We start from the raw sequence: 24,926 nt of genomic DNA, 5'->3' as shown, positions 1-24,926 counted from the left end.
ACCCCCGGGGCCGTGCAGGAGGTGCCAACAAGAGGATTGTGCGCGCATGGCGGTGTGTCATCCCTGGTGGTTCGGCTGCTGTGACTGCTGCGACTTCTGCGCTGCCATCGCGGATTCGATCGCGGCGCGCAGCACCTGGCGGTCGTCGAAGGGGCGTACCACTCCGGCGATGTCCTGTCCCTGTTCGTGGCCCTTGCCCGCGACGATCACGGTGTCCCCGGGTTCGGCGCGGGCGACGGCGGCGGCGACGGCGGCGGCCCGGTCCTCTTCGACCAGGACGGTGCCGCGCTCGTGGACGGGCACCTCGGCGGCGCCCGCGAGCATGGTGGCGAGGATCGCGAGCGGGTCCTCGGAGCGGGGGTTGTCGGAGGTCAGCACGGCGGTGTCGGCGAGCCGGGCGACCGCGGCGCCCATCGGCATCCGCTTGTGCGGGTCGCGGTCGCCGCCGCAGCCGAGTACGGCGTGCACCTTGCCGGTGGTGACCTTGCGCAGGGCCCGCAGAACCGATTCGACGGCGTCCGTCTTGTGCGCGTAGTCGACGACCGCCAGGTAGGGCTGGCCGACGTCCACCCGCTCCAGGCGGCCGGGGACGCCCGGGATCGCGGCGACGCCGTCGGCCGCGGTCTGCGGGTCGATGCCGGCGACGGCCAGCGCGGTGATCGCGGCCAGCGCGTTGGAGACGTTGAACGGGCCGGCGATCGGGCTGGCGGCGCGCAGCGTCACACCGCCGGGGCCGTGCACGGTGAAGGTCGAGCCGAGCGCGCCGATCTCGACGTCGGCGGCGCGCCAGTCGGCGTCCGGGTGACCCTCGGCGGAGAAGGTGGTGACCGGGACCTCGGACTCGCCGGCGGCCAGCCGGCGGCCGTACTCGTCGTCGAGGTTGACCACGCCGGCCTTGCTGCGCGCCCTGGTGAACAGCTGGGCCTTGGCCTGGAAGTAGTCCTCCATGCCGGAGTGGAACTCCATGTGCTCCGGGCTGAGGTTGTTGAAGACCGCGACGTCGAAGACGCAGCCGTCGACCCGGCCGAGCACCAGCGCGTGGCTGGAGACCTCCATGGCGACCGAGCGGACGCCGCGCTCGCGCATCACCGCGAACAGCGCCTGGAGGTCGGTGGCCTCGGGGGTGGTCCGCTCGGACTTCAGGCGCTCGTCGCCGATCCGGGACTCGACGGTGCCGATCAGGCCGGTCAGACCGCCCGCCCGTCGCCCGTCACCGCCGTCGGCCTCCTTGGCGGCCGCGGCCCGCAGCCCGCCCTCGATGAGGTACGCGGTGGTGGTCTTGCCGGAGGTGCCGGTGATACCGATCTGGAGGAGGTCCTCGCCCGGCGCCCCGTAGATCGAGACGGCCAGGGCGCCCATCCGCCCGCGCGGGTCGTCGACGGCCAGGACCGGCAGACCGGTCGCGGCGGCCCGCTCGGCGCCCGACGGGTCGGTCAGGATCGCGGCGGCGCCGAGGTCGGCGGCCTGGGCGACGAAGTCGGCGCCGTGCAGACGGGCGCCGGGCAGCGCGGCGTAGACGTCGCCGGGGCGGACCGCACGGGAGTCGTGGGTGATGCCGGTGACCATGACATGCGCGGCGTCGGGGACCGGGATCGCCAGCTGCTGGGCGAGGTCCGCCAGAGGGGTGGGACGGACCTTCTCAGGGCGCGGCGCACCCGGATATCTGCCGGGGCCGCCCTTCTCCGCGTGCTGGGGTTTCGGGGACTGATCAGCTTGTGACACGGCGGTGAGCGTACCGGGCAGAACGGGCCCGGGGCGAAGTGAGGGCTCCGCCGGGGTTCTGTCGCCGGGCAGCTGCGGGCCGTCGGGAGTGATCGTCGTCACGGCGGTGTTGCCTCGTTTTCATTCGCCTGGCTTGAACGTGACCGGCAGCCGCGGCGGCTGTGCGCCGGTCGGGGGGACCTGGAGCGTCTTGAGCGCGAACGCCATGACTTTCTGGAAGATCGGGCCGCAGACCTGGCCTCCGAAGTAGCTGCCGTGAGTGGGGTTCTGCACGGCGCAGTAGACGGTGATGCGGGGCTTGTCGGCGGGCGCGAAGCCGGCGAAGGAGGCGGTGTAGCCGTGGTAGCGGCCGGTCTTCGGGTCCACCCGGTTGGAGGTGCCGGTCTTGCCGCCGACCCGGTAGCCGTCGATCTTCGCCTTCGCCCCGGTGCCCTCGTCGTCGTCCACCACCGACTCCAGCATGGCGGAGAGGGTGGTGGCGGTCTTCGTGCTCACCACCCGGCTCTGGGCGGGCGCGGGAGCCGGGACGTACCGGCCGTCCGGCCCGGTGGCGCCGCGGACGAGGGTGGGGGCGATCCGTTCGCCGCCGTTGGCGATGGTGGAGTAGACGGAGGCGGCCTGGACGGCGTTGAGGGACAGGCCCTGGCCGAACGGGATGGTGTACTGCTGGGAGGTGTTCCACTTCTCCGGCTTGGCCAGGATGCCGTCGGTCTCGCCCGGGAAGTTGAGCCCGGTCGGCTGGCCGATGCCGAATTTCCGCAGGTAGGAGTAGAGGACCCGGTTGGCCTGCGGCTGGGTGGTGCCCAGTTGGCCGGTGGCCAGGATGGTGCCGATGTTGCTGGACTTGGCGAGCACGCCGTTGAGCGTCAGGTGCCAGGTGTCGTGGTCGACGTCGTCGGAGAAGAGCCGGTCGCCGCGGTGCAGCCGGTTGGGCACGGTGACCCGGGTGTACGGGCTCGCGGCGCCCTCCTCCAGGACGGCCGCCATCGACATCAGCTTGCTGGTGGAGCCCGGCTCGTAGGCGTCGGTGAGGGCGGGGTTGCCGAGCGTGTCGGGGCCGGCCTTGGACAGGTCGTTGGGGTCGAAGCCGGGGGCGTTGGCCAGCGCCAGGATCTGGCCGGTGCGGGTGTCCTGGACGACGACGTAGCCGCGGTCGGCGCGGGACTTCTCCACCTGGTCGCTGATGGCCTGCTGGGCCGCCCACTGGATGTCGCGGTCGATGGTCAGCTGGACGTCGGTGCCGGGGACGGCGGGGTGCTCCTGGGTGTCGGCGGTGGGCACCCGGCGGCCGCCGGACTGGGCGTAGACCAGCTTGCCGTCCGTGCCGGCCAGTTCCTTGTTGAGCTGGGCCTCCAGGCCGCCGGCGCCCTTGCCCGTGCCGTTGACGAAGCCGAGGAGGCCGGCGGCGAGGTCGCCGCCCGGGTAGACGCGCTTGCTGTGCTTGTCGGCGAAGATGCCGACCAGGACGTTGGGGCGGGGGGCGCTCTTGGGGGCGGCGGCCTTGGCGTCCAGCGTCTTGCGGAGGTCCTTGATCTTCTTCCACACCTGGGGGGTGCGCTGCCGGGCGAGCAGGACGTAGCGGGACGCGGGCTGGTCGAGCTTGGCGGCGAGGGTCTCCCGGGACTCGTCGAGAATCGGCGCGAGCAGCGCGGCGGCCTGCTGCGGGGCGTCCTTGATCTTGAGCTTGTCGGGCGCCAGGAGGCTGGGGTCGGCGGTGATGTCGTAGGCGTCCACGGTGGTGGCGAGGTCCACCCCGTTGCGGTCGGTGATCGCGCCGCGCTCGGCGGCCAGTTTGACCGGGACGTAGCGGTTCTCGTTGGCCTTGGCGGAGTAGGCCGCGGCGTCCACCGCCTGCACCTGCACGAGCCGCACGACGAACGCCAGCATCACCAGCGTCAGCGCCAGGGCGACCAGCCGCAGCCGGGGGCGCGGGCTGACCGGCCGCAGCGTGCCGCCGGCCGGCCGGGGGCGGCCCTGGACGGCGGGCCGGCGGGCGGCCGGCGACCGGGACGCACCGGAGCGGCCGGCGGGCCGGGCGGGGCGCGGTACGCGACGGGGGTCCCTGGGCTCGGTCATACCGCGGTCTCCGGGGCGGGCACGGGGGTGGCGGGCAGCCGCGCGGCGCCGTGCGCCCGGAGGGCCGGGACGGCGGGACCGCAGCAGCGGAGGGCGGGGGCGGGCATCACGCGGTCACCTGCCGGAGGCCGACGGGGAGGGCCCGGCCGCGAGGGCGGACGGGCGGCCGGCGGGGGACGGCTGGGCGGCGGCGTCGGGCAGGAGGACGGAGGCCGGGGCCACCGGGGTCGCCAGCGGGCCCGGCGACGGCGGGACGCCCGGGGTGCTGGGGGCGAGCGGGCCGATCGCGGGCCGCGCGGCCGGCGACGTCGGCGGGAGCACGGACGCCGGCGGGGTCTCCGGGGCCGACGGCCGCAGCATCATCGGGCCGAGCGATCCCGGTTCGGCGGACGCGGACAGCGAGGTGCTGGAGGACGAGACCGGGCCCGGCGCGCCGCGGACCGTGCCGTCCGGCATCAGGAACGCCGGGTTGCCGCCCGGGACCATGCCCAGTTTGCGGGCCCGCCGCGCCAGCCCGTCCGGGGCGGAGTAGGCGTCCACCTCCTGCTGGAGCGCCTGCTGCTCGTCCGTCAGCTCGCCGGTCTTCCGCTCCAGCCGGCTCAGCTCGAACGACCCTTGGTTGAGCGCCGAGTTGAGCAGCAGCAGGGTGATCAGCCCGGAGCCCAGGAGCACCACGACGAGCAGGACGAAGGGGGTGCGCGCGGCGGTGCCGCCGCGGGGGGCGGAGGGCAGCAGCGCGGCCAGGCGCTGCCTGCCGCGCGGACGACCCCCCTGCCCTGTCACGCGATGTCCTCGCGGATGCGCTCGGCGCCGCGCAGCCGGGCGGGGGCCGCGCGCCGGTTCTGGGCGACCTCCTCCTCGGTGGGCAGTTCGGCCCCGCGGGTCAGCAGCTTGAGCCGGGGCTGGTAGCGCTCGGGCACGACCGGGAGGCCGGGCGGCGCGGTGCTGCTGGCGCCGGCCGCGAAGACGTGCTTGACCAGCCGGTCCTCCAGCGAGTGGTAGGCGAGCACGGCGATCCGGCCGCCGACCGCGAGGGCCTTCACGGCGGCCGGGATGGCGCGTTCGACGCAGGCCAGCTCGCCGTTGACCTCGATGCGCAGGGCCTGGAAGGTGCGCTTGGCCGGATTGCCGCCGGTGCGCTTGGCGGCCTGCGGCAGCGCGTCACGGATCAGCTCGACCAGCCGGGCGCTGTTGCTGAACGGCTCCTTCTCCCGCTCCCGGACCACCGCCGCGACGATCCGCTTGGCCTGCTTCTCCTCCCCGTAGGCGCGCAGGATCCGGACCAGTTCCCCGGGCGGGTAGGTGTTGAGGACCTCGGCGGCGCTGATGCCGGTCGTCTGGTCCATCCGCATGTCGAGCGGGGCGTCCTGGGCGTAGGCGAAGCCGCGGTCGGCCTCGTCGAGCTGCATGGAGGAGACCCCGAGGTCGAACAGGACGGCCTGGACCTTGGGCAGACCGAGCCGGTCGAGGACCTCGGGGAGCTCGTCGTAGACCGCGTGCACCAGGGTGGCGCGGTCCCCGTAGGGGGCCAGCCGCTCCCCCGCGAGCCGGAGCGCGGCCGGGTCGCGGTCCAGGGCGACGAGCTGGGCCTCGGGGAACGTGGCGAGCAGCGCCTCGCTGTGCCCACCGAGGCCGAGGGTGCAGTCGACGACGACCGCGCCGGGCTCGGCGAGCGCGGGGGCGAGCATGTCCAGGCACCGCTGGAGCATGACGGGTACGTGGCGAGTGTTGCTGCTCATGCGCCTTCCGATGGTGGGCGGCAGGTGGGTCCCCGGCCGTTGGCTGGGGGATGCCGCACGTACCGCTTGGTCCCCGCCCGCTCTGAAGGGGAAGTGGCCCTCCGGCGACGGGGAAGTGACGTCGGATGACCGGTGGAGCGGGAGGAGGCCGAACCGTACGTACGGTCACGCACGCGAGGGATCCGGGATCCAAGGAGAGCGTCACGCCTCCCACTTCGCGCCACTTTAGTCCACCTGCCGTCCCGGTCAATCAACTGGTTCCGCGCGTCCCCCGCAGGGTGCGCCCGAAGGTTTCGTGCGGCTTTATCCGGGGACGTGCAACCCTGTGGATTACCTCACAAGGTGTGATGTTGCCCCCTACGCCTGTTGTGCGGAGGGGCTGAACAGGCCATGAACGATTACCGTGAATCCATGCCCATACCTGCGTCGCAGCCGCTGCCCCCCTCCTCCGACAGCACGCCCGCCGCGCCTGACGGCACGGTCACCGACCGCCTCGTCGAGGCGAACCGGCACTATGCCGCCGCCTTCACCGACCCGGGCATGGACGCCCGACCGGTCCTCAAGGTCGCCGTCGTGGCCTGCATGGACGCCCGGCTCGACCTGCACGCGGCGCTGGGCCTGGAGCTCGGCGACTGCCACACCATCCGCAACGCCGGCGGCGTGGTGACCGACGACATCATCCGCTCCCTGACGATCAGCCAGCGCGCGCTGGGCACCCGGTCCGTCGTCCTCATCCACCACACCGGCTGCGGCCTGCTCAGCCTGACCGAGGACTTCCGGCACGAGCTGGCGGCCGAGGTCGGCCAGCGGCCCACCTGGGCGGTCGAGGCGTTCAAGGACCTCGACCAGGACGTCCGGCAGTCCATGCAGCGGGTGCGCACCTCACCCTTCCTGCTGCACACCGACGACGTTCGCGGCTTTGTGTTCGACGTGACGACGGGGCTGCTGCGGGAGATCGACCCGCAGGGCTGACCTGCGACGGGACCTGCCGCGATCGGCGGCGGGCCCCGTCCGCCACCCCTCCCCCACGCCCGGTTCGCCGGGCTTGTCCGGTTGGCCGGGACGGAACGGTGTGAGTTATCCACAGGCCATGACGCGAGGCCGCGCGGGCGGCAAGAATGCGTAGGTGACATCGCCCCGGCCGAGGCCGGGCGGGATGCGCGCGGGGAGGGCCGGTCCATCCAGGGGGCGGCGGCCACCCGGTGACGGGCCGAGGAGGGCCGAGTGACGACGTATGACGAACGAGCGAGCCTTGCCGATCTGACCACCACCGCCGGGCGGGTGCACCGGTCGGTGGAGGGCGTGATCGAGGGCAAGCCGGAGGTCGTACGGCTCGCGCTGACCGTTCTGTTGGCCGAGGGGCACCTGCTCATCGAGGACGTGCCCGGCGTCGGCAAGACGATGCTCGCCAAGGCGCTGGCCCGGTCCATCGACTGCTCGGTGCGGCGCATCCAGTTCACCCCCGACCTGCTGCCGTCGGACATCACCGGCGTGAGCGTCTACGACCAGCAGCAGCAGGACTTCGAGTTCAAGCCCGGCGCGATCTTCGCCCAGATCGTGATCGGCGACGAGATCAACCGCGCCTCCCCCAAGACCCAGTCGGCGCTCCTGGAGTCCATGGAGGAGCGCCAGGTCACCATGGACGGGCAGACCTACGAGCTGCCCAGCCCCTTCATGGTCGTCGCGACGCAGAACCCGGTCGAGATGGAGGGCACCTACCCGCTCCCGGAGGCCCAGCGGGACCGCTTCATGGCCCGGGTCTCGATCGGCTATCCCAGCCCGGCCGCCGAGCTGCGGATGCTCGACGTGCACGGCGGTGCCTCCCCCCTGGATGTGCTGCGCCCGGTGGCGCACGCCCACGAGATCGTCAAACTGACCGAGGCGGTGCGCGCGGTGCACGTCGCCGAGGCGGTGCGCCGGTACACCGTCGATCTGGTGGCGGCCACCCGCAGCCATCCCGATCTGCGGCTCGGCGCCTCGCCGCGGGCGACGCTGCACCTGCTGCGCGCCGCCAAGGCCGCGGCGGCCATGGCCGGGCGGGAGTTCGCGCTGCCGGACGACGTCCAGTCGCTGGCGGTGGCGGTGCTCGCGCACCGTCTGCTGCCCACCGCCCAGGCCCAGTTGAACCGCCGCACGGCCGAGCAGGTGGTGCTGGAGATCGTGCAGCGCACCCCGGTCCCCGACCCGTCCGCCCCGCAGTGGCGGCAGGCTGCCCGCGGCCAGCAGCCGCCCGGCGCACGGGGGTTGTGATGTCCAGCGGGGGGAGCACCGGGACGCCCGAGCCGGGCGGGCTGCGCGGCGCCTTCCGGGGGCTGACGACCCGCGGCCGGTCGTTCCTGGCGGCCGGGGTGGCCGCCGCGGCCTGCGCGTATCTCCTGGGGCAGGCGGATCTGCTGCGGGTCGGGCTGCTGCTGGCGGCGCTGCCGCTGGTGTGCGTCCTGGTGCTGCACCGCACCCGCTACCGCGTCGCGGGCAGCCGCACCCTCACGCCGGCGCGGGTCTCGGCGGCGGCCGAGGCCCGGGTCCGACTCCGGGTGGAGAACGTCGCACGGCTGTCGACCGGCGTGCTGATGCTCCAGGACCGGGTCCCCTACGTCCTCGGGCCCCGGCCGCGCTTCGTCCTGGACCGCGTCGAGCCCGGCGGGCACCGCGAGGTGTCCTACCGCGTCCGCTCCGACCTGCGCGGCCGCTATGCGCTGGGGCCGCTGCAGCTGCGCCTGACCGACCCATTCGGCATGTGCGAGCTGACCCGCTCCTTCAGCTCGTTCGACACCCTCACGGTGGTGCCGCGCGTCGAGCCGCTGTCGCCGGTCCGGCTGGCCGGCGAGACCGCCGGGTACGGCGACGGACGGCACCGCTCGCTCGCCCTGGCCGGTGAGGACGACATCATCCCGCGCGGCTACCGCCACGGCGACGATCTGCGCCGGGTCCACTGGCGGTCCACCGCGCGCCACGGCGAGTTGATGGTCCGTCGCGAGGAGCAGCCGCAGAAGGCGCGCTGCACCGTCCTGCTCGACACCCGCACGGTCGCCCACGAGGGTTCCGGGCCCGATTCGGCCTTCGAATGGGCGGTGGCCGGCGCCGCCTCGGTGGCCCTGCACCTGCTGGAGCGGGGCTTCTCGGTGCGGTTGCTGACGGACACCGGCCACACGGTGCCCGGTCCGGAGGGCGGCGGCTTCGCGGGCGGCGAGTCCGCGGACGCCGCGGGCCTGCTGCTGGACACCCTCGCCGTCGTGGAGCACTCCGCGGAGGAGGGCCTCTCCGCGGCGTACGACGCGCTGCGCGGCGGCGCGGAAGGGCTGCTGATCGCCTTCTTCGGCGAACTGGACGAGGAGCAGGCCGCGCTGGCCGGCCGGATCCGCCGGCGCAGCGCCACCGCGGTCGCCTTCGTCCTGGACGGCGACGCCTGGTCCCGGGGGCCGGGCGGGATCCGTCCCTCCCACGGGGCACCGGTCGCCGAGCGGGTGCGGCTGCTGCGCGAGGCGGGCTGGACGGCGCTGCCGGTGGCGCCCGGTGACGCACTGGCGGATCTGTGGCGGGCGGCGGACCGGGCGGGGGCGGAACCGGGCCCGACGGCCGGCGCGGCGCCGGGGCGGGGCGGCCCCGGCGCCCCCGGACGAAGCGAGGCGGGCGCATGAACGGGCGGGGACGGCTGACGCTGGGCGCGATGGTGGCCACGCTGTGTGCCGGGGGCGCGATGCTGCCGCTGGTGGACCCGGTCACCTGGCTGTTCCAGGCGGCGCTGGCGCTGGCGCTGGTGACGGGGGTGGGGGCGCTGGCCCGACGACTTCCGCTGGCCCGGCCGCTGATCGTCGTCGCCCAGGCGCTGGCGGCCGTCCTGCTACTGACCGCGGTGTTCGCCCACGGCCAGGCGATAGCCGGGCTGCTGCCGGGGCCGGACGCCGTCGCCGCCCTCGCCGACCTGGTGCACAACGGCGTCCGGGACGTCGGCCGATACGCCATCCCGGCCCCGGTCACGCCCGGCATCCGGCTGCTGCTGATCTCCGGGGTGCTGCTGATCGGCCTCGTCGTGGACGCGCTGGCGGTCACCTACCGCAGCGCCGCGCCCGCCGGACTGCCGCTGCTCGCGCTGTATTCCGTGGCGGCGGGACTGTCCCCGGACGGCGCGGGCTGGTGGTGGTTCGTCGTGGCCGCCGCCGGCTATCTGCTGCTCCTGCTCGCCGAGGGCCGTGACCGGCTCTCCCAGTGGGGCCGGGTGTTCGGCAGTCCGGCCGCGGGCCGGCCCGACGGTGCCGGCGGCGCCCCGGTGCCGATCCGCCGCGGCCGCCGGATCGGCGCGCTGGCGCTGGGCATCGCGCTGCTGGTGCCCGCCGTACTGCCGTCGCTGGGCGGCGGGTTGCTCGGTCCGACCGCCGACAGCGCCGGGCCCGGCGGCGGGGGCGGCACCATCTCCGCGGTGAACCCCCTGGTCTCGCTCCAGGACAGCCTGAACCAACCGGAGGACCGCGAGGTCCTCAACTACCGCACCACCGCGGCCGACACCCGCGAGATGTATCTGCGGATCGTCGCCCTGGACCAGTTCGACGGCACGGCCTGGAAGCCGTCCGAGCGCACGGTCACCGACGTCCCCGCCGAGTTGCCCCGACCGCCCGGCCTCAGCTCCGACGTGCCCGTCACCCGGATCAACACCTCCCTGTCCACCGCCCGCTGGTACGCCCAGAACTGGCTGCCGCTCCCCTATCCGGCGGCCAGGGTGGACATCCCCGGCCGCTGGCGGTTCGAGCCCGAGGGCCGCACCCTGGTCGGCGACCGCGGGCAGAACACCCACGGCCTGCAGTACCAGGTCGAGAGCCTCCAGGTGCGGCCCACCGCGCACCAGCTGGCCACCGCCCCGGCCCCGCCCGCCGCGCTGCAGCGCGAGTACACCAAGGTCCCGGCCTCCCTCCCCGCGATCGTCCGCAGCACCGCCCGCAAGGTCACCCACGGTGCCCGCACGGCGTACGACAAGGCGGTCAAGCTCCAGGACTGGTTCGCCGTCGACGGCGGCTTCACCTACAACACCGAGGTCCGGGCGGGCAGCGGAACCGAGGCGATAGCCCGCTTCCTGGAGGAGAAGGAGGGCTTCTGCGTCCACTTCTCGTTCTCCATGGCGGCGATGGCCCGCACCCTCGGCATTCCGGCCCGGGTCGCGGTCGGCTTCACCCCCGGCACCGCGCAGCCCGACGGCACGACGTCGGTCGGCCTGAAGGACGCGCACGCCTGGCCCGAGCTGTACTTCCAGGGCGTCGGCTGGACCCGCTTCGAGCCGACCCCGAGCCGCGGCAGCGTCCCGGACTACGCCTATCCGGACCCCTCGCAGGCGACCGGTCCCGGCGCACCGGACCGCGCGACGGCGCCGTCCGCGGTGCCCTCGACCGGACCGTCCGCTGCCCCCTCCTGCGGCGCCGGCGACCGGCGGACGGGCGCCGGTCCGGACTGCGCGGTCGCGCCCGCGGACCCGACCTCCGGCCCGTCGGACGGCGGCCCCGCGCCCTGGGCGCTCGCCGCCGGGGTCCTCGCCGCGCTGCTGGTCCTGGCGCTGCCCGCGGTGCCACTGCTGTGGCGGAGCCGGGTCCGCGCCCGCCGGCTGGCCGGCGGCCCGGACGGCGACGCCGCGGCCCGCGCCCTCGCCGCCTGGCAGGAGCTCCTGGACACCGGCTGGGACTTCGGGATCTTCCCGGACGAGTCGCTGACGCCGCGCACGGCGGCGGCCCGGATCATTCGCGTCGGGGAACTGCAACCGGACGCCGCGGCCGCCGCCCGGCGGGTGGCCACGGCGGTCGAGGGGGTGCTGTACGCCCCACGGCCGGTCCCGGTGTCCGGGCTCGCCGCGGACGTCCGGCAGGTGCATGCCGGCCTGCGGGCCGGGGCGCCCCGCGCGCTGCGGCTACGGGCCCGGTGCGCGCCGCGCTCGGCGGCGCGGCTCCGCCGGTCCTGGGCTGCCCGGTGGGCGGCGCTGCGGCTGGGCTGCCGGAACAGCCGCCCGGCGGCCGCGACCCGACGCGCGGTGGCCGCGCTGCGGGCGGCGGGACGACGGCGCGGCGAGCGGGCGTAGTCCGGCACCCGCCGGGCGCGGCCCGCCCGTGCCCGGCGGTGGCACTCCTGTGTGAGAAGCCTTCCGCGCAGCACCGCACACGCGGAATCCCGCGCGGAATACGGCGCCCCCGGAAAACGGAAAAGGTGTGGCCCCCGATCGCTCGGGGGCCACACCACGGAAGTCGAAACGAATGCGCGGACCGGCTTCATAAACACGAACGGACCGGGGGGCCAAAAGCCCGGAGAGACGTCGGAAAACTGGCCGGATCCGAGAAATCGGCCGGGCCCGCGCCCGAGCGTTCGCCGTGCGGAGGAACCGGGCGTCGAGCCGGCCGGTCAGTGACCCTGCTGCTCGTCGCGCCGGCGCTGCCAGCGGTCCTCGATGCGGTTCATCATCGAACGGCGCGGCCTGGCCTGGCGGCGCGGCTGCGCCCCACCGGTGCCGGCGGCGCGCTCACCGGGCTTGGGGGCCTTGCGCCAGCCGGTGACGGCCAGCACCGCGCAGCCGAGCATGACGAGGAAGCCGATGACGCTGACCCACCAGATCTGCTGCGCAACCATGCCGGCCATGAGCAGGCCGATACCCACCAGGAAGCCCGCGACCGCTTGGTAGACCCGTCGCCGGGTGTACGTACGCAGCCCGCTTCCCTCAAGCGCTGTCGCGAACTTGGGATCTTCGGCGTACAGCGCTCGCTCCATTTGCTCGAGCATGCGCTGCTCGTGCTCCGAGAGCGGCACGGAGTCCTCCTACTCGTCGGTCGCGGGGGGCGACCGGGTGCGACCCTTTCAGGATAGGCAGGGAATCGCCCCCGTGAAACCCGCCCCTCTACGCCAATTCACCGTCCGCACCGCTGCGGCGGCTGGTGGTGATGCTGGCTGCATTCCCCACCCGCCAGTCCGTCATGCCGGAACGTCGTACCCCGATCATACGGGGCGAAGCGGCTGTTCGGGTGGCCTGTGCCCGACCACACGCGATGCCCGCGGGCGCCACCGGGTCCCGCGGACGGCGCTCGCGCGTGCCGCGGACGCTGCTCCTCGGTGCCGCACCGCCCGCCGTCCGCGACCCGACGGTGCGGGCGCCTCGGCGGGGAGCGGCGCGTGCCGTACGTACGGTGCGGAGCCGTGTGCGAACGGAACGACCGCGGAGCGGCCCTGCGGCCTCGTGAGCCGTCAGTCGCGCTCGGCGAGGACGTGCAGCTGGGTGGCGACCGAGTGGAACGCGGGCTGCTCCGCCGCGGCGACCTCCAGCTTCAGCAGCGCGTCCAGGGCGCCGGGCTCGGTGTCGACCAGGACGCCGGGCACCAGGTCGGCGAAGATCCGCACGCCGTGCACCGCGCCGACCTGGAGGCCGGTGCCGGTGACCAGCTCGGTGAGCTGCTCGGCGGTGAACCGGCGGGGCACCGGGTCGCCCTCGCCCCAGCGGCCGGCGGGGTCGGTGAGGGCCCGGCGGGCCTCGGTGAAGTGGCCCGCCAGGGCGCGGGCGAGGACCGCCCCGCCCAGGCCGGCGGCGAGCAGGCTGAGGGTGCCGGCGGGGCGGAGCGCGCCGACGGCGTTGCGCAGACCCTCGGCGGGGTCGTCGACGTACTCCAGCACGCCGTGGCAGAGCACCGCGTCGTAGCCACCGCGCTCGACGACCTGGAACAGCCCGTGGGCGTCGCCCTGGACCCCGCGGATCCGGTCGGCGACCCCGGCCTCGGCGGCCCGGCGCTCCAGCGCGAAGAGGGCGTTGGGGCTGGGGTCGACGACGGTGACGCGGTGACCGAGGCGGGCCACCGGGACGGCGAAGTTACCGCTGCCGCCGCCGGTGTCGAGGACGTCCAGGGCGTCGCGCCCGGCGGCCTTGACCCGGCGCTCCAGGGCGTCCTTGAGGACGTCCCAGACCACGGCGGTACGAAGGGAGGCGCGCGGGCGCAGCGGGTCAGACACGGTGGGTGGCTCCTCGGCGGGGCATGGACATCCAGTCGTTCACCACCCTATTCCGTATCGTGCCTGGTGCGGCGTCCGGCCCGCGCGCCGGGCGGGCGCGGGCGGTCAGCCGGCCCTGCCCCAACTGCCGCTGGGGTCCCCGGCCCGCTGCGGGGGCAGCACCGGCTGGAGTCGGAGCATCCGCTCGACCAGGCGGAGGAACATCCCGGCGTCCCGCAGCAGGTCGTCGGCGTCGCGCCGGGTGGCCGCGCCCGCTATGCCGGCCTCGGCCCGGGCCCGGCGGGCGGCGCCGGCCGCGAACAGGGCGCTCCACTCGGCGAGTTCGGGGGCGACCTCGGGCAGCACCTCCCAGGCGCTCCGGATGGTCTTCCGGCGGCGCGCGGTGGGCTCCGGTCGGCCGCGCACGGCGAGGACGGCGGCGGCGCCGCGCAGCGCGGCCAGGTGGGCGGTGGCGAAGCGTTCGTTGGCGGATTCCAGGGTCTCGGCCTCGTCGAGGCCGTGCCGGGCTTTGGTGAGCAGGTCGAGGGCGGCGGGCGGTGCGGACGCCCGGCGCAGGACGGGGTGGACATCGCTCGGGGGACCGTACGCAGCGGAGCTGCCCGCGGTGGGACGAGCTGCCATGACGAACCTCCTGTCGTCGCCCGCGGGTTGAGGACCGGCGGGCCGATGCGGACCGTATGCACCCATCGTGCGGCACACCACTGACAATCGGCCGTGACCTGCGGTTTTGCCGGAAAAACGGACATCGCGACCGGGATCCGGAACGGGTTTTCGCGGATTTCCGGAGAACCCCTTGCGGACAGCGGGAGGGCTCCCTACTTTGAACTGACCAGTCAGTGCAAGGAGGGGATCGTGGACGGCACCCCGCACGGCGCGGCGGTCACGGCCGCCGGATTCGGGGTCGAGGGCCCCCGCGGATGGGCGTTCCGGGACATCGACGTCACCGCGGAACCCGGCGCGCTGACCGCCGTCCAGGGCCCTTCGGGGTCCGGCCTGACCTGCCTGCTGCTGGCGCTCACCGGCCGGACGAAGCCCGCGGCCGGCACCGCCGAGGTCGGCGGACTGCCGCTGCCCCCGACGGACTGCGCGGCGTCAGCCGCTCCGGCGGACACCGCGGGCGTGGTGCCGGTGCGCACCGGACGCCCGGAACCGGACGCCATCGACGCCCCCGGGGACGGCGGGCACGACGAGGAGGGGGCGGCCGATGCGCTCGCCGAAGCTGGCCGCGCTTGAGCTGAAGCGGTTCGGCAGGGGGAAACTGCCGCGCGCCGCGCTGGCCGCGCTCCTGTTGCTGCCGCTCCTGTACGGCGCGCTCTACCTGTGGTCCTTCTGGGACCCCTACGGCCGGCTGGACAAGATCCCGGTCGCGCTGGTCGACGAGGACGCGGGCGCCGACGTCGGCGGGCGGCACCTCTCCGCGGGCGACAACATCGTCGCCGGGCTGCGCGACAGCCACACCTTCGACTGGCACCAGGTGGACGCCGCCGCGGCCGGCCGGGGCGTCGAGGACGGCACGTACTACCTCTCGCTGTCCATTCCGCGGGACTTCAGCCGCCGGATCGCCTCCAGCTCCGGGGGCCACCCCGAGACCGGTGCCCTGAAGGTGCGGACCAACGACGCCAACAACTACATCGTCGGGCAGATCTCCCGGACGGTCTTCTCCGAGGTGCGCGCGGCGGCCTCGGCCAAGGCGTCACGGACCTTCCTCGACAAGATCTTCGTCTCCTTCTCGGCCCTGCACGGGAAGACGGAGGAGGCCGCCGACGGCGCGGACCGCCTCAAGGACGGCATCGGGCAGGCCAAGGACGGCACCGGCAAACTGGCCGACGGCCTGGGCACCGCCAAGAACGGGAGCGCCCGGCTGGTCGGCGGCCTGGGCGACCTCGACGCCGGCGCCGGCCGGCTCAGCCGGGGCAGCACCGACCTCGCCCGGGGCGCCGGCACCGCCGCCGACGGATCGCGTCAACTGGCCGACGGGGCCGGGCAGGTGGCCGACGGGACCCAGCAGCTCGCCGACACCGTCAACGGGGTCGTCGACCAGGTGGGACCGTTCGTCCGGGCGCACGGCAAGGAGATCGGGGAGGCCGCGCAGCTGGTCGCGGACGGCGCCCAGGCGGTGCGCGACCACCTGGACAAGCTGCCCGCCGCGGCCTCCACGGGAGCCGAGCTCTCCCAGGGGATCGCCGACCACCTCGGCTCGTACTACCGGCTGCGCTGCGGCACCGGCGTCACCCTGGTGACCGACTGCGCCGAACTGAAGCGGATCACGGAGCAGGCGAACACCGCGGCGGACACCGCCGAAGAGGTCAGCGGCTACGTCCACGACCAGAAGAACCTCGACCAGCTCGGCCGGGACCTGGGCACCCTGCACTCCCTGGCCTCCGAACTGGCCGCGCACGGGCCGACCCTCGGCGCCGACATGGACGCCGCGGTCCGGAAGATCAACGACCTCAACGACGGCGCCCACAAGGTCTCCGCGGGCGCCCGCAAACTGGCCGCGGGCAACGCCCAGTTGGCGAGCGGCGCGGACCGGCTCAACGACGGGGCGCGGCAGCTGCACGACGGCACCGGCCGGGCCGCCTCCGGGATGACCGACCTGGACGCCGGCGTCGGCCGCCTCAAGGACGGCGCGCGGACGCTGGACGGCGGGATGTTCAAGCTGTCCGACGGTTCGGCGCAGCTGGCCGGCGGGCTGCACGACGGGGCGGGGCGGATCCCCGACTACGGCAGGAAGGACCGCGACGCGCGCACCCTGGTGATGTCCGACCCGGTGCAGCTGGCGTCCGGTTCCGCCCACAAGGCGCCCAACTACGGCACCGGGTTCGCCCCGTACTTCATCCCGCTGTCCCTGTGGGTCGGCGCGATGGTGGCGTACATGTTGATCCCGCCGCTCAACCGGAGGGCGCTGGCGATGGGTGCGGCCTCCTGGCGGGTGGCGCTGTCCGGATGGCTGCCGGTCTTCGGCATCGGGGGGCTGCAGACCGCGGCGCTGATGAGCGTGCTGCACTTCGCGCTCGGCCTCCAGATGGTCCGGGCCGCCGGCACGATCGGCTTCCTGGTGCTGGTCACGGCCTGTTTCACGGCGATCGTGCAGTGGTTGAACGCGAAGTTCGGGCCGGCCGGCCGGATCCTCGTCCTGGCGCTGCTGATGCTCCAGCTGACGTCGGCCGGCGGCACCTACCCGGTGCAGACCAGCCCCGGCTTCTTCGGCGCCATCCACCCCTTCCTGCCGATGAGTTACATCGTCGAGGGGCTGCGCCGGCTCATCACGGGCGGCGACCTGGCGCCCGTATGGCAGGGCAGCGCGGTACTGCTGGCCTTCACCCTCGGGGCGCTCGCGCTGACCTCCCTGGCGGCGCGCGGCCGTCAGGTGGTGCGGATGAAGGACCTCCACCCGGAGCTGAGCCTGTGAGCGCGCGCCCGGCGAAGACCGGCACAATCGCCCCTATGGACAGCTCCAACACACGCCGCGACGCCACCCGGCGCAAGCTCTTCGAGGCCGCGGTCACGCTCATCGCCGAACAGGGCTTCTCCTCCACCACGGTGGACGAGATCGCCGAACGGGCGGGGGTCGCGAAGGGCACGGTGTACTACAACTTCGCGAGCAAGAACGTCCTCTTCGAGGAGCTGCTGCGGCACGGCATCGAGTTGTTGGCGTCCTCCCTCCAGACGGCCGCCGACGAGGTCACCGACCGGGGCGGCACCCGGGTCGACGCCCTGGACGCGATGATCCGGGCGGGCCTGGACTTCATCGCCCGCTACCCGGCGCTCACCCAGCTCTACGTCGCCGAGCTGTGGCGCACCAACCGGGCCTGGCAGTCCACGCTCATGGTGGTGCGGGAGCGGGCCATCACGGTGGTGGAGAACGTGCTGCGGGAGGCGGTGGCCGGCGGCGAGCTGAGCGAAGAGATCGACATCCCGCTGACCGCCTCGGCGCTGTTCGGGATGGTCCTGGTGGCCGCCCTGGACTGGCAGTCGTACCAGCCGGACCGGTCGATCGACGACGTGCACGCGGCACTGTCGCGGCTCCTCCAGGGGCGGGTCACCGGGCGCCCCGCCTGAGCGGGCGCCCGGTCCCCCGCGCACATGAGCGCTGCCCTGGCACAGATCGTTCCCCCGACCGATCCGACCAGGGCAGCGCCGCCCCCGTCCTTCCCCCGTACTCCCCCGTGGAGTCCCCCGTCTTCCCCCGTGGGTTCCTCCGTCACGTCCGGGAGCCACACCGCTCCGCCGCCCCGTGTCGGCGGTGCGGCGCCGCTTCCCGTCCGTGGCCCCCACTCTTCCGTCCAGGCCGGTGCCGGCCCATCCGCGTACCTACTCATCTCGGTGTCTGAGTACGGATACTCAAAGCTGAGCACCGCGCCTCATGAGCCGGGCGGCGGGCCCCGCCGACCGCTTACGATCTGGCGCGTGTCCGTACTTCCCTTGGTCTTCACCAGCGGCTGGGCGAGCGGGATCAACGCCTACGCCGTCGTCCTGCTGCTCGGCCTGCTCGGCGCGACCGGCGTCTCCGACGAGGTCCCCGCCGCCCTGGAGCGGCCCGATGTCCTGATCGTCGCGGCGGTGCTCTTCGTCGCCGAGGCGGTCGCCGACAAGGTCCCCTACGTGGACTCCGTCTGGGACGCCGTGCACACCGTGATCCGGCCCGTCGCCGGCGGTGTGGTGGCGGCCCTGCTGGCCGGGCACGACGGGTCGCTGCCCCAACTGGCCGCCGGTGCGGTGGGCGGCTCCACGGCGCTGGTGAGCCATCTGGTCAAGGCGGGCACCCGGATCGCGGTCAACACCTCGCCGGAGCCGGCGAGCAACATCGTGCTGAGCCTGGCCGAGGACCTGGGCGTCGCGGGGATCATCGCGTTCGCGCTGTTCCACCCGTGGATCGCGGCGGGCATCGCGGCGGTGCTGCTGGTCGCGGGCATCACGGTGGTGATCTTCCTGTGGTCGCGGATCCGCCGGTACCTGCGGCGCCGGCGGGAGCGGCGCGCGGCGAAGCGGCCGGCCCCTGCGGACGGCGCCGCACCGCCGGTCGGCTGAGCCCGCCGCCGGCCGGGACACCGGCCGTCGACGCCGCTGTCAGTGCCGCCGGATACAGTCGCAGGCATGGCAGGGATTGCGGTGATCGGCGCCGGGATGGGCGCCATGGCGGCCGCCGCCCGGCTGGCCGTCGCGGGCCACCGGGTGGCGGTGTTCGAGCGCGGTGCGACGTACGGCGGCGCGGTGGGCCGCTTCGAGCGGGACGGCTTCGCCTTCGACACGGGGCCCGGCCTGCTGCATCTGCCGGCGGTGCACCGCGATCTGTTCCTCAAGACCGGCCGCGAGCCGCTGGAGAGCTGCGTCGAGCTGACCCAGGTCGACCCCGCGAGCCGGCACGTCTTCGCCGACGGCACCGCCGCGACGCTGCCGAACGCCTCGCGGGCCGGTGTCCTGGCCGCGCTGGACGAGGCCCTGGGCGCCGGCAGCGGCGAGCGCTGGAGCGATCTGATGGTCCGCGCCCGCGAGGCGTGGGACGCCACCCGCCGGCCGCTCCTGGAGGAGCCGCTGTGGGCCAACTGGCACGTGCTGGGGCGCGACCCGTATCCGGCGGTGCGCCGGCGCGGCCTGTTCGGGCTGGGCGGGGGCAAGGGCCCGACCACCGCCACCCTCGCCGAGGTCGCCCGGCGGGAGCTGGCCGATCCCCGGCTGATCGCCCTCCTGGAGAGCCACGCCCTGGCGTACGGCTTCGACCCGCGCACCGCCCCGGCGAGCGCCACCGTGCTGCCGTACATGGAGCAGACCTTCGGCAGCTGGTACGTCGCCGGCGGGATGCGGGCACTGGCCGACGCGCTGTACGCGCGCTGCCGGGCCCGCAAGGTCGAGTTCGCCTTCGACGCCGAGGTGACCCGGATCGTGGAGAAGGACGGCCGGGCCGCGGGCGTGGAGCTGGCCGACGGCCGGGGCGCCGAGGCGGAGTTCGTGGTCGCGGGCGTCGACCCGGTCCGGCTGGCGGACCTGTGCGCGGGCCGCGCGCCCTGGGGCGACGGCGACGTCCGCCCCGCTCCGGAGCCGGGCGACCGGGGCGTCGGCGCGCGGCTGACGGTCTGTCTGGCGCTGCGCGGCGCCCGCCCGGCGGACGCGGTGCACCGCACGGTGGTCCATGCCGCGGACCGCGCCGCGGAGCTGGCCGGCGTCTTCGGCGACGGGCCCGCCCCGCGGGACCCCTGCGCCCGGCCGACGGTGACGGTGCTGCGCCCCGACGACCCGGCGACGCGCCCCGACGACGCCCACGAGGCGGTGACGCTCACCGCCACCGTCGCCCCGCACGGCCCGGTCGACTGGCGGGATCCCGCGGTCCTGGAGCGGGCGGCGGACGAGCTGGTGGCGAGTGCCGAGGCGGCCGTACCGGGCCTGCGGGAGCGGGTGCTGTGGCGGGAGGTCCGCTCGCCGGCCGACGGTGGGCCGGTGCCCGGCCCGGCGCTGGCGGGCCGGGCAGGGCGCTTCCTGCGGCCCGGCAACCGCACCCGGATACCGGGGCTCTACGCCGTCGGCGGCTGGTCCCACCCCGGTGGCGGGCTGGCGCACGCCGGGATGTCCGGGGCGATCGTCGCGGGCCTGATCGTCAACGGCGACGACTGGCACGGCTCGGAGTGAGCCCGCGCCCGGCCCCGGGATGCCGGGGCCGGCGACGGGGCCGGGCCGCCACGCGACGGCCGCCCGCCGCTCAGTAGTGGTAGCGCTGCTCGTCGTACCCCGGCTGCGGGGGCGGGTAGGACGGGTGCTCCGCCGCGTGCCCGGTGTCCCGCTGCTGCGGCACCCAGGCACCGTCCAACGGGTTCTGCGGGGTCTCCGGAGTCTGCGGGTGGTAGTACTCCTGGCCGTACTGCTGCGCCGGCTGGCCGCCGAGGCCGTCGTACTGCCCCGCCTGGTACGGCGTCCCGCCGAACGCGTCGGGCTCCTCGTAGGGGTCGTAGTGCGCGGCGTACTGCTGGGTGCCGATGTACGGGTCCGAGTAGGGCGCCTGCCCGCCGTGGTAGGAGCCGTCGTCGTAGGCCGGGTAGGGGTCGGTGTACTCGCCCTGGCCGGGGGGCGCGCCGTAACCGCCGCCGTAGCCATGGGCGTTGGCGTCGCCCTCCGCAGTGACGTTTCCGAAGACGTCGTACGAGGCGGCGGCCAACGGGTCGGGGCGGGAGTCGCGGCTGTAGACGCCGTAGGCCCCGGTCTCGTCCGGCAGCGGCTGGGGGGCGTAGACGGTGGGGGCGTCCGCGAAGGCGGAGGCGGAGGCGAAGTCCGGTGCGGCGACGGGCGGTTCGCCGGGGCCGACCGGGTCCGGCAGCGGCTGATACGGGTCCGGGGCCCCGACGCCGTCGTAGGCACCGTCGTGGGCCCCGACGTAGGCGCCGTCGTGGGCGCCGTCGTGGGCGCCGTCGTGGGCGCCGTCGTGGGCGCCGTCGTGGGCGCCGGCCGTGGGCTGCGTGCCGCTTCCCGCGACGGCCTCGGGCGTCTCCTCCGTCAGCCCGGAGACCTGGAGGTTCGGCCCGGCCGCGGGACCGCGGGAGGAGCGCGCGCGGCGCCGGCGGTTCGGCTTGGGCCGCCCCCCGATCGTCCAGCCGTCCATGTAGCCGCGGCGGACGGAGAGCGTCACATAGGTCTGCCCCACCGCGAAGGCGATGCCCCCCAGCGCGATCACTATGACCGAGGGGAGGAGCACGCCGGTGACCACGCCGAGGAAGCCGCACAGCGCCAGCAACCGCCAGCGCAGCGGCGCCTTGTTCTGGAACAGCACCTCGCCGAGCAGCCACAGGGCGACCAGGCCGAACGCGATGTAGAGGATCGTCCAGCCCATATGCGCCCCTCTTCCGCCGGATCCCGGCCGCCGTGGTCAGGGCCGCTGGTGCAGCCCCAGGTTCTCGTAGATTTCCAGGGTCGCCGTGGAGTGGTTCAGGGTGATGAAGTGCAACCCGGGCACGTCCTCGGCCATCAAGCGCGCACACAGGTCCGTCGCGTACTCGATGCCAATGGAGCGTACCGCCGCCGGGTCGTCCTTGACCGCGAGGATGCGCTCGGCGAGCTCGGGCGGGAACGCGGCGTTGCTGAGCTGCGCAAACCGCTCGATCTGACGCACGTTGGTCACCGGCATGATCTCCGGAATGATCGGCGTCGAGCAACCCGCGGCGCGGACCCGGTCGCGCAGCCGGAAGTAGTCCTCCGGATAGAAGAACATCTGCGTGATCGCGAAGTCGGCGCCGGCGCGGCACTTGTCGACGAAGTGCCGGATGTCGGCGTCCCACTCCGTCGAGCGCGGGTGCATCTCGGGGAAGGCCGCCACGCCGACGCAGAAGTCGCCGGACTCCTTGATCAGCCGGACCAGGTCGGCGGCGTAGCTGATGCCCTCGGGGTGCTTGACCCACTCGCCCATGGGGTCGCCCGGCGGATCGCCGCGCAGCGCGAGCATGTTGCGGATCCCGGCGTCGGCGTACTGGCCGATGATGTTGCGCAGCTCGGCGGTGGAGTGGTTGACCGCGGTCAGGTGGGCGACGGGGGTGAGGGTGGTGTCGGTGGCGATGCGCTCGGTGGCACGGACCGTGCCGTCGCGGGAGGTGCCGCCGGCGCCGTAGGTCACCGACACGAAGGTCGGGGCGACGGCCTCGATGCGGCGGATGGCGTTCCACAGCGTCCGCTCGCCCTTCTCCGTCTTGGGCGCGGCGAACTCGAATGAATAGGATCGCTTGCCGGAAGCAAGCAGGTCGCGCACGGTACGTGCGCGATCAGTCCTGGTGGAAGCTGTACCTAGGGCCATACCCGCAGGTTAACCACAGCCCGGACGGACACCAACCGGCATCGGCGTAATGGCTGGTTGACGCGGTTCCTGTCCACTACGTGGACATCTCCCGTCCATTCCGGGGTCTCCCGGTGGGCGCCGGACGCCCTGGTCAGACGGGCCAGGACCGGATCCGCTTGGCCAGTTCCGTGGCCGCCGCGCCCGGGTCCTCGGCCTGGGTGATCGCGCGGACCACCACCACCCGGCGGGCGCCGGCCGCCAGCACCTCGTCGAGGTTGCCGGCGTCGATGCCGCCGATGGCGAACCAGGGGCGCTCGGGGTTCCGCGCGGCGGCGTACCGGACCAGGTCCAGCCCCGGGGCGTGCCGGCCGGGCTTGGTCGGCGTGGGCCAGCAGGGGCCGGTGCAGAAGTAGTCCACCCCGGGCTCGGTGAGCGCGGCGGCCACCTCGGCCTCGGCGTGGGTGGAGCGGCCGATCAGCGGCTCCGGACCGAGCAGGGCGCGGGCGGCCGGGACCGGCAGGTCCCCCTGGCCGAGGTGGAGCACCTCGGCGCCCGCGGCATGGGCGACGTCCGCGCGGTCGTTGACCGCGAGCAGCTTGCCGTGCCGCCGGCAGGCATCGGCGAAGACCTCCAGGTGGCGCAGCTCCTGGCCGGCCTCCATGCCCTTGTCGCGGAGCTGGACGATGTCCACGCCCGAGGCCAGCACCGCGTCCAGGAACTGCGGGAGATCGCCCTGGCGGATGCGCGCGTCGGTGCACAGGTAGAGCCGGGCGTCGGACAGGGCCTGTCGAGCGGTGGTCATCGGGCGGCTTCCCCCCTCGTCGGCGTCGTACGGACCGGCCGGAGCCGGTCCGTACGACGCGTGGATGCGGTTACGGATGCGTGGTGCGGTTACTGGGCGGACGCGGCTCCGTCAGACGGCCAGGGCCTGGGCCCGGCGCTTGACCTCCGTGCCGCGATTCTCGCGCAGCGCCTGCGCCGGGGTGCCGGGCAGGGTGTCATCGGCGGTGAAGAGCCACTCCAGCATCTCCTCGTCGGCGAAGCCGTCGTCGCGCAGGAGCGTCAGCGTGCCGGCGAGGCCCTTGACGACCTTGCCGTCCTGGATGAATTCGGCGGGCACCTGGAGCACGCGGTTCTCGCCGCGACGCACCGCGATCAGCTGGCCCTCCTTCACCAGCTGCCGCACGCGCGTCACCTCGACGCCGAGTTCCTCGGCGATGTCGGGGAGGGTCAGCCAGGCGGGGACGAGCCCATCGATGTTTACGTCAATCTCGGTCACAGGACAAGCCTGCCACCTCCCACTGACAGCCGGTAGCCGGGCATCGCCGTCAGGGGCCGCGTGCACACCGCCGGGTGAGCCGTACGGCCGCGGACCGCCCCTACCGCACCGCCGACTTGAGCGGAACGGCCGCGTCCGCCGCCCGCTCCCGGTCGAGCAGCGCGCCCTTCTCGATCAGCCGCCGCCCCTGGGCCAGGTCCCGCGGCCGCCCCACGGCCAGCAGCGCGACCAGCCGGCCCGCCGGTCGCCCGGCGCCGCCCTCGGCCGCCCCCGCCCGGTCCTGGCCCTCGCTCCGCAGCCAGATCACCGACCAGGCGGCGCCGGCCGGGTCGCCGCGCCAGACGAGTTCGTCGGCGTCCACGTGGTGGCCGGCGTACTGCACGAACCGCCCGAACTGCTCGGACCAGAAGTACGGCACCGGGTCGTAGACCACGCCCGCCGCCTCGCCGCCGGCGATGTTCTCGGCCACCGTGCGGGGCCCCTGGAGGGCGTTGTCCCAGTGGTGGACCAGCAGCCGGGTGCCGTAACGGGCCGACGGGAAGGAGGCGCAGTCGCCGACCGCGTAGACGTCGGGGACGGAGGTGCGCAGCCGCTCGTCGGCCAGGACCGAGCCGTCCTCGGGCGAGAGGGCGATGCCGGAGCCGGCCAGCCAGCCGGTGGCGGGCCGGGCGCCGACCCCGACGACCACGGCGTCGGCGGGCAGGGTGGTGCCGTCGGCCAGCGCCACCGCGCCGGGCGCGAGGGAGGCGACCCGGGCGCCGGTGCGCAGGTCCGCGCCGGCGTCCGTGTACCAGTCGGTCATGTACGCGGCGACCTCGGCGGGCAGCGCGCCGGCCAGCGGATGGTCGGCGGCTTCGACGACGGTGACCTCGCAGCCCGCCTCACGGGCCGCGGTGGCGAACTCCGCGCCGATCCAACCGGCGCCCACCACCACGATCCGGTGCTGGGCGGCGAGCACCGGGCGCAGCCGCTCGGCGTCGTCCAGGGTGCGCAGGAGGTGCACGTCGGGGAGCTCGTCGCCGCCCGGCAGCCGGATCGGTTCGGCACCGGTGGCGATGACCGCGTAGTCGTAGCGGATCGGGCCCTCGGCGGTCTCCACGACGCGCTCGGCCGGGCGCAGCGCGGTGACCGGGCAGCCGAGGCGCAGGTCGATGCCGAGGCCGGCGAAGTCGATGTCGAACGCCGAGCCCTCGGCCTTGCCGAGCAGCACCGCCTTGGACAGCGGGGGGCGGTCGTAGGGCTGGTGGGGCTCGTCGCCGAGGAGCGTGATCGCGCCGCGCCAGCCTTGCTCGCGCAGGGCCACGGCGGTCTGCACACCCGCCATCCCCGCGCCGGCGATCACCACGCGCGGCGTGCGGTCAGGGGCCTGGGGAGACTTGCTCTGCTCGCTCACCCA

Annotated in this window: 20 protein-coding genes and 1 pseudogene; 9 read left to right on the top strand and 12 right to left on the bottom strand. The window is 74.5% G+C overall.

Going from position 1 to position 24,926, the window contains the following annotated elements; genetic code table 11:
* Positions 1-57 precede the first annotated feature (57 nt).
* From MOV08_RS29905 to rsmH, 4 genes are all read right to left on the bottom strand, one after another.
* A complete protein-coding gene (locus MOV08_RS29905) occupies positions 58-1,824 on the bottom strand; it encodes a UDP-N-acetylmuramoyl-L-alanyl-D-glutamate--2,6-diaminopimelate ligase (RefSeq protein WP_039637367.1) in 1,767 nt (588 codons plus the stop codon).
* 18 nt (positions 1,825-1,842) lie between these two features.
* Positions 1,843-3,798 carry a peptidoglycan D,D-transpeptidase FtsI family protein gene (locus tag MOV08_RS29900; protein WP_275309558.1) on the bottom strand — a complete coding sequence of 652 codons (1,956 nt, stop codon included), beginning with the start codon at positions 3,796-3,798 and terminating at the stop codon, positions 1,843-1,845.
* 114 nt (positions 3,799-3,912) lie between these two features.
* Complete coding sequence (gene ftsL / locus MOV08_RS29895) at positions 3,913-4,581, bottom strand: cell division protein FtsL (RefSeq protein ID WP_039637363.1); 669 nt, start codon at positions 4,579-4,581, stop codon at positions 3,913-3,915.
* Entirely contained in the window at positions 4,578-5,537 is a 960-nt protein-coding gene (gene rsmH / locus MOV08_RS29890) for a 16S rRNA (cytosine(1402)-N(4))-methyltransferase RsmH (protein WP_275309557.1), read from the bottom strand. Before rsmH ends, ftsL begins: the two co-directional genes overlap by 4 nt.
* 411 nt (positions 5,538-5,948) lie before the next feature.
* Between rsmH and MOV08_RS29885 the strand changes: the two genes are divergently transcribed.
* The 4 genes from MOV08_RS29885 (at position 5,949) to MOV08_RS29870 (ending at position 11,592) form a co-directional block, all read left to right on the top strand.
* Positions 5,949-6,509, top strand: a complete 561-nt coding sequence (locus MOV08_RS29885) for a beta-class carbonic anhydrase (RefSeq protein ID WP_039637359.1) — start codon at positions 5,949-5,951, stop codon at positions 6,507-6,509.
* Between the two features lie 252 nt (positions 6,510-6,761).
* Complete coding sequence (locus MOV08_RS29880; RefSeq protein WP_275309556.1) at positions 6,762-7,787, top strand: AAA family ATPase; 1,026 nt, start codon at positions 6,762-6,764, stop codon at positions 7,785-7,787.
* On the top strand, positions 7,787-9,175 hold the full coding sequence (locus MOV08_RS29875) for a DUF58 domain-containing protein (RefSeq protein ID WP_275309555.1): 1,389 nt from the start codon (positions 7,787-7,789) through the stop codon (positions 9,173-9,175). The genes MOV08_RS29880 and MOV08_RS29875 overlap by 1 nt, the downstream gene beginning before the upstream one ends.
* Entirely contained in the window at positions 9,172-11,592 is a 2,421-nt protein-coding gene (locus tag MOV08_RS29870) for a transglutaminase TgpA family protein (RefSeq protein ID WP_275309554.1), read from the top strand. Before MOV08_RS29875 ends, MOV08_RS29870 begins: the two co-directional genes overlap by 4 nt.
* Positions 11,593-11,909: 317 nt before the next feature.
* Here MOV08_RS29870 and MOV08_RS29865 read toward each other — a convergent pair whose 3' ends face one another.
* The 3 genes from MOV08_RS29865 to MOV08_RS29855 all read right to left on the bottom strand — a co-directional run bounded on the left by MOV08_RS29865 (position 11,910) and on the right by MOV08_RS29855 (position 14,120).
* Positions 11,910-12,311: a DUF3040 domain-containing protein gene (locus tag MOV08_RS29865; RefSeq protein ID WP_039637353.1), complete on the bottom strand. Its 402-nt coding sequence runs from the start codon at positions 12,309-12,311 to the stop codon at positions 11,910-11,912.
* A gap of 432 nt (positions 12,312-12,743) precedes the next feature.
* Positions 12,744-13,499, bottom strand: coding sequence for a methyltransferase (locus MOV08_RS29860; protein WP_039637351.1), 756 nt, complete (start codon positions 13,497-13,499; stop codon positions 12,744-12,746).
* Positions 13,500-13,604: 105 nt separating this feature from the next.
* Positions 13,605-14,120: an SAV_6107 family HEPN domain-containing protein gene (locus MOV08_RS29855; RefSeq protein WP_039637349.1), complete on the bottom strand. Its 516-nt coding sequence runs from the start codon at positions 14,118-14,120 to the stop codon at positions 13,605-13,607.
* A gap of 231 nt (positions 14,121-14,351) precedes the next feature.
* Here MOV08_RS29855 and MOV08_RS29850 point away from each other — a divergent pair.
* The 5 genes and pseudogenes from MOV08_RS29850 to MOV08_RS29830 all read left to right on the top strand — a co-directional run.
* A pseudogene (locus MOV08_RS29850) lies at positions 14,352-14,606 on the top strand (ATP-binding cassette domain-containing protein); the annotation flags it as partial.
* Positions 14,607-14,703: 97 nt separating this feature from the next.
* Complete coding sequence (locus MOV08_RS29845; RefSeq protein ID WP_275309552.1) at positions 14,704-16,911, top strand: YhgE/Pip domain-containing protein; 2,208 nt, start codon at positions 14,704-14,706, stop codon at positions 16,909-16,911.
* Positions 16,912-16,946: 35 nt separating this feature from the next.
* A complete protein-coding gene (locus MOV08_RS29840) occupies positions 16,947-17,561 on the top strand; it encodes a TetR/AcrR family transcriptional regulator (RefSeq protein WP_039637345.1) in 615 nt (204 codons plus the stop codon).
* Between the two features lie 348 nt (positions 17,562-17,909).
* On the top strand, positions 17,910-18,530 hold the full coding sequence (locus MOV08_RS29835) for a DUF4126 domain-containing protein (RefSeq protein WP_039637343.1): 621 nt from the start codon (positions 17,910-17,912) through the stop codon (positions 18,528-18,530).
* A 66-nt stretch (positions 18,531-18,596) separates the two neighbouring features.
* Positions 18,597-20,123, top strand: coding sequence for a phytoene desaturase family protein (locus MOV08_RS29830; RefSeq protein ID WP_275309551.1), 1,527 nt, complete (start codon positions 18,597-18,599; stop codon positions 20,121-20,123).
* A 70-nt stretch (positions 20,124-20,193) separates the two neighbouring features.
* Here the strand turns inward: MOV08_RS29830 and MOV08_RS29825 are convergent, their stop codons facing one another.
* The 5 genes from MOV08_RS29825 to MOV08_RS29805 form a co-directional block, all read right to left on the bottom strand.
* The gene (locus tag MOV08_RS29825; protein WP_275309550.1) at positions 20,194-21,315 is read right to left on the bottom strand and encodes a hypothetical protein; all 1,122 of its coding nucleotides are present in this window, start codon (positions 21,313-21,315) and stop codon (positions 20,194-20,196) included.
* A gap of 36 nt (positions 21,316-21,351) precedes the next feature.
* Positions 21,352-22,269, bottom strand: a complete 918-nt coding sequence (gene metF, locus MOV08_RS29820) for a methylenetetrahydrofolate reductase [NAD(P)H] (RefSeq protein WP_052286947.1) — start codon at positions 22,267-22,269, stop codon at positions 21,352-21,354.
* A 133-nt stretch (positions 22,270-22,402) separates the two neighbouring features.
* Positions 22,403-23,053, bottom strand: a complete 651-nt coding sequence (gene thiE, locus MOV08_RS29815) for a thiamine phosphate synthase (protein ID WP_275309549.1) — start codon at positions 23,051-23,053, stop codon at positions 22,403-22,405.
* A gap of 111 nt (positions 23,054-23,164) precedes the next feature.
* The gene (locus MOV08_RS29810) at positions 23,165-23,530 is read right to left on the bottom strand and encodes an Rv2175c family DNA-binding protein (protein ID WP_073445136.1); all 366 of its coding nucleotides are present in this window, start codon (positions 23,528-23,530) and stop codon (positions 23,165-23,167) included.
* Between the two features lie 100 nt (positions 23,531-23,630).
* A complete protein-coding gene (locus MOV08_RS29805; RefSeq protein WP_039637331.1) occupies positions 23,631-24,923 on the bottom strand; it encodes an NAD(P)/FAD-dependent oxidoreductase in 1,293 nt (430 codons plus the stop codon).
* Between the last annotated feature and the right edge of the window lie 3 nt (positions 24,924-24,926).

Source organism: Streptomyces yunnanensis, assembly GCF_029011865.1.
Classification (GTDB): domain Bacteria; phylum Actinomycetota; class Actinomycetes; order Streptomycetales; family Streptomycetaceae; genus Streptomyces; species Streptomyces yunnanensis.
Note: the sequence above shows the minus strand (reverse complement) of the source record. Positions and strands in the feature narration are given on the sequence as shown.